This window comes from Inquilinus limosus MP06 (assembly GCF_000767795.1).
In the GTDB taxonomy this organism is placed as follows: domain Bacteria; phylum Pseudomonadota; class Alphaproteobacteria; order DSM-16000; family Inquilinaceae; genus Inquilinus; species Inquilinus limosus_E.
On record NZ_JANX01000583.1, the window covers coordinates 1 to 3,852 of the forward strand.

Annotated in this window: 4 protein-coding genes; all 4 read left to right on the plus strand. The window is 69.3% G+C overall.

The window, feature by feature from the left end; genetic code table 11:
- Window positions 1–886: cytochrome c oxidase subunit II (gene coxB / locus P409_RS28845; RefSeq protein WP_034846544.1), on the plus strand; the 886-nt coding region annotated here is incomplete at its 5' end.
- Window positions 883–2,811 carry a cytochrome c oxidase subunit I gene (gene ctaD, locus P409_RS28850; RefSeq protein WP_034846546.1) on the plus strand — a complete coding sequence of 643 codons (1,929 nt, stop codon included), beginning with the start codon at window positions 883–885 and terminating at the stop codon, window positions 2,809–2,811. The genes coxB and ctaD, both read left to right, overlap by 4 nt.
- On the plus strand, window positions 2,808–3,404 hold the full coding sequence (locus P409_RS28855) for a cytochrome c oxidase subunit 3 (RefSeq protein ID WP_034846547.1): 597 nt from the start codon (window positions 2,808–2,810) through the stop codon (window positions 3,402–3,404). Before ctaD ends, P409_RS28855 begins: the two co-directional genes overlap by 4 nt.
- Complete coding sequence (locus P409_RS28860; RefSeq protein ID WP_052121525.1) at window positions 3,404–3,754, plus strand: hypothetical protein; 351 nt, start codon at window positions 3,404–3,406, stop codon at window positions 3,752–3,754. The genes P409_RS28855 and P409_RS28860 overlap by 1 nt, the downstream gene beginning before the upstream one ends.
- Window positions 3,755–3,852 lie beyond the last annotated feature (98 nt).

Consider the following 3,852-nt stretch of genomic DNA (forward strand, 5'->3'; position numbering starts at 1 on the left):
CTTCACCATCGTCTGCGCCGTGGTGTGGCTGCTGGTCGTGCTGGCGCTGTGGCTGGGCATCGCCCGCCGCCGCTCCGACCGGCCCGACCCGCTGGTGGAGGAGCCGCGGCGCGACCGCGTCGCCTATCGCGTGGTCGGCGCCTGCGTCGCCACGACCGGCGTGATCCTGCTGGTGCTGACCGGATTCAGCTGGTGGACCGGCAAGAGCCTCGCCGCCCTCGGCGAGCGGCCGGCGCTGACGCTGAAGGTCACCGGCAGCCAATGGTGGTGGCAGGTCCAGTATGAGGACGACCAGCCCAGCCGGGTACTGACCACGGCGAACGAGATCCACATCCCGGTCGGCGAGCCGGTGCAGCTCAAGCTGGAGGCGACCGACGTCATCCATTCCTTCTGGGTGCCCCAGCTGTCGGGCAAGGAGGACCTGATCCCCGGCCGGCAGAACGTGCTGACCCTCAAGGCCGACAGGCCCGGCCGCTATCGCGGGCAATGCGCCGAATTCTGCGGGCTGCAGCACGCCAGGATGGGGTTGCTGATCATCGCCGAGCCGCGCGCGGAGTTCGACGCCTGGCGCGACGCGCAGCTCGCCTCCGCCGCCGAGCCGCAGAGCGACGAGGCGCGGCGGGGGCGCGACGTCTTCGCCGCCAAGCCGTGCCTGATGTGCCACCAGATCCGCGGCACTACGGCAGGGAGCCGGACGGGGCCGGAGCTGACCCATTTCGCCAGCCGCGAGACGATCGCGGCCGGGGTCCTGCCGATGACCCGCGGCGCCCTGGCCGCCTGGATCGCCGACCCGCAGGCGATCAAGCCGGGCAGCAACATGCCGCGGGTCCGCCTGGACGCCGACGAGCTGAACGCCCTGGTCGCCTATCTCGAGGGGCTGAAATGAGCGCGGACGTGCTGCCGCCCGACACCGCGCCGCGCGGTCTGCGCGACACCGATCTCGATGAAGGCACGCTCGACCGCTTCCTCTCCCGCACCTGGGGGACGGGGCGGGGGCTGTGGGCGCGGCTGTCCACCGTCGACCACAAGATCGTCGGCCGGCGCTACATCATCACCGCCTTCTTCTTCCTGATCCTCGGCGGCCTCGCCGCCGTGGTGATGCGGCTGCAGCTGGCGCGGCCGGAGGCCGGGGTGGTCGGGCCGGACGTCTACAACCAGCTCTTCACCATGCACGGCACGACGATGATGTTCCTCTTCGCCGTGCCGGTGATGGAGGCCTTCGCCATCTACCTGGTGCCGCTGATGGTCGGCACCCGCAACATCGCCTTCCCGCGGCTGAACGCCTTCAGCTACTGGGTCTACCTCTCCGGCGGGCTGATGATCTGGGTCGCCTTCGCGCTCAACACCGGGGCGGATGCCGGCTGGTTCAGCTATGTGCCGCTGGCCGGGCCGGAATACGGCATCGGCAAGCGCAGCGATTTCTGGGCCCAGATGGTGACCTTCACCGAGGTCTCGGCGCTGGCCGTGGCGGTGGAGATCATCGTCACTGTGTTCAAGCAGCGCGCGCCCGGGATGTCGCTCGACCGCGTCCCGCTCTTCGTCTGGGCGATGCTGGTCACCGCCTTCATGATCCTGTTCGCCATGCCGGCGGTGATGGTGTCCAGCACCATGCTGATCCTCGACCGGCTGGTCGGAACCCATTTCTTCAACCCGGCCGAAGGCGGCGACGCCCTGCTGTGGCAGCACCTGTTCTGGTTCTTCGGCCATCCGGAGGTCTACATCATCTTCCTGCCGGCGACCGGCATGGTCTCCGCCATCATCCCCACCTTCGCCCGGCGCCCGATGTTCGGCCATCTCGGCCTGGTGCTGGCGCTGATCGCCATCGGCTTCCTGTCCTTCGGCCTGTGGGTGCACCACATGTTCGCGACCGGGCTGCCGCAGCTCGGCGCCGCCTTCTTCACCGCCTCCAGCATGCTGATCGCGATCCCAAGCGGGCTGCAGATCTTCTGCTGGATCGCGACGCTGTGGGGCGGCCGGCCGGTGATGAAGACGCCGATGCTGTTCGTGCTCGGCTTCATCGTGGTCTTCGTCATCGGCGGGCTGACCGGCGTCATGGTCGCCTCCGTACCGATCGACCTGCAGGTGCACGACACCTATTTCGTGGTGGCGCATTTCCACTACGTGCTGATCGGCGGCGCCGTGTTCCCGCTGGTCGGCGCCGTCTACTACTGGTTCCCCAAATTCACCGGCCGAATGCTGAGCGAGCGGCTGGGGCGCTGGAACTTCTGGCTGGCCTTCATCGGCTTCAACGCCGCCTTCTTCCCGATGCACCTGCTCGGCCTGTCGGGCATGCCGCGCCGCGTCTACACCTATCCGGAGGCGTCGGGCTGGGGCGGCACCAACCTGTTCGTCAGCGCCGGGGCGGTGGTCCTGGCCTTCAGCTTCGTCCTGCTGCTGGTCAATGTGATCCGTAGCCTGCGCCGCGGCGAGATCGCCGGGCCGAACCCCTGGGATGCGCCGACGCTGGAATGGGCGACGGCATCGCCGCCGCGGCCCTACAACTTCGCCCGCATCCCGGTGGTGACCCATCGCGAGCCGCTCTGGGCCGAGCGCGGCGACCTGCCGGTGACGACAGGGCTGCGCGTCGACGCGCGCGAGCTGATCGCCGGCACCCTGGCCGAGGCCGAGCCGGAGCTGCGCGAGGCGTCGCCGAAACCCTCGATCTGGCCGCTCTTCGCGGCGCTGGCGGTCGGCGCCGCTTTCGTCGCCTCGATCTTCACGCCCTGGGCGGTGGTCTGGGGCAGCATTCCGGTCGCGGTCACGCTGATCGGGTGGTTCTGGCCCAAGGGCTCGCCGGAGGACGAGGAATGAGGCACCGCCCCGTCGCCGACGTCTCGGACCTGCCCACCTACGGCTTCGGCCCGCAGAGCCCGATTTGGTGGGGTACGCTCGGCTTCGTTGCGCTCGAAGGCACCGGCTTCGCGCTGGCGATCGGCGCCTATCTCTATCTCTCGCACCTGGCGCCGACCTGGCCGATCGCGCCGCCGCAGCACGACATCCGGGCGGCCACGATCCTGACCCTGCTGCTGCTGGTCAGCGTCATTCCCAACCATCTGGCCGCCCGCTGGGCCAGGCAGCAGGATCTCCGGAAGGTCCGGCTCGGCCTGGTGGTCATGAGCCTGTTCGGCATCGCGCCGCTGGTCGTCCGCATCTTCGAATTCCAGGCCCTGACGGTGCTGTGGGACACCAACGCCTACGGCTCGATCATCTGGTTCCTGCTCGGCCTGCACACGACGCATCTGCTGACCGATGCCGGCGACACCATTGTCCTGACCGTGCTGATGTTCACCCGCCACGCAAAAAGCGGGAAGCGCTTCAGCGACGTCAGCGACAACGCCTTCTACTGGTATTTCGTCGTGGCCTCCTGGCTGCCGATCTACCTCCTGCTCTATTGGGTGCAGTGATGGGCGCCGGCGCCTTCAGCCGGATCCGGCTGCACGGTCTCTCCTGGGCCGGCCTGCTGTCCGGCCCCGGCGCCTGGGCGCTGTCGACCCAATTGAACTATGCCCTGGTGCCATGGGACTGCCCGCGCCAGCTCGGAATCGTGCCCTGGGCGGCGCTCGTGCTGGTGCTGGCCTCGCTCGCCGGCGGGGTGCTGTCCTGGCGCGCCCTCCGCCGGCCGGACGTCACGATGCGCGCCGCCAGGACCGAGCGCTTCATCGCCCTGATCGGCGTCGGCGCGGCGCTGCTGTTCGCCCTGATCGTGGCGCTGCAGGGATCGGCCGGGCTCGTGTTCACCGGGTGCGAGCGATGAGGCGCCTCCTCGCCCTGCCGATCGTGCTGATGCCTGCGGCGGCGCTGGCCCATGCCGGGCACGATCACGGCACGGGCACGGCCTGGATCTGGGATCCC

Excerpts from the sequence above, each read along its gene's own strand:
- ctaD (WP_034846546.1), top strand. The coding sequence starts at position 883 with ATGAGCGCGGACGTGCTGCCGCCCGACACCGCGCCGCGCGGTCTGCGC.
- P409_RS28855 (WP_034846547.1), top strand. The coding sequence starts at position 2,808 with ATGAGGCACCGCCCCGTCGCCGACGTCTCGGACCTGCCCACCTACGGC.
- P409_RS28860 (WP_052121525.1), top strand. The coding sequence starts at position 3,404 with ATGGGCGCCGGCGCCTTCAGCCGGATCCGGCTGCACGGTCTCTCCTGG.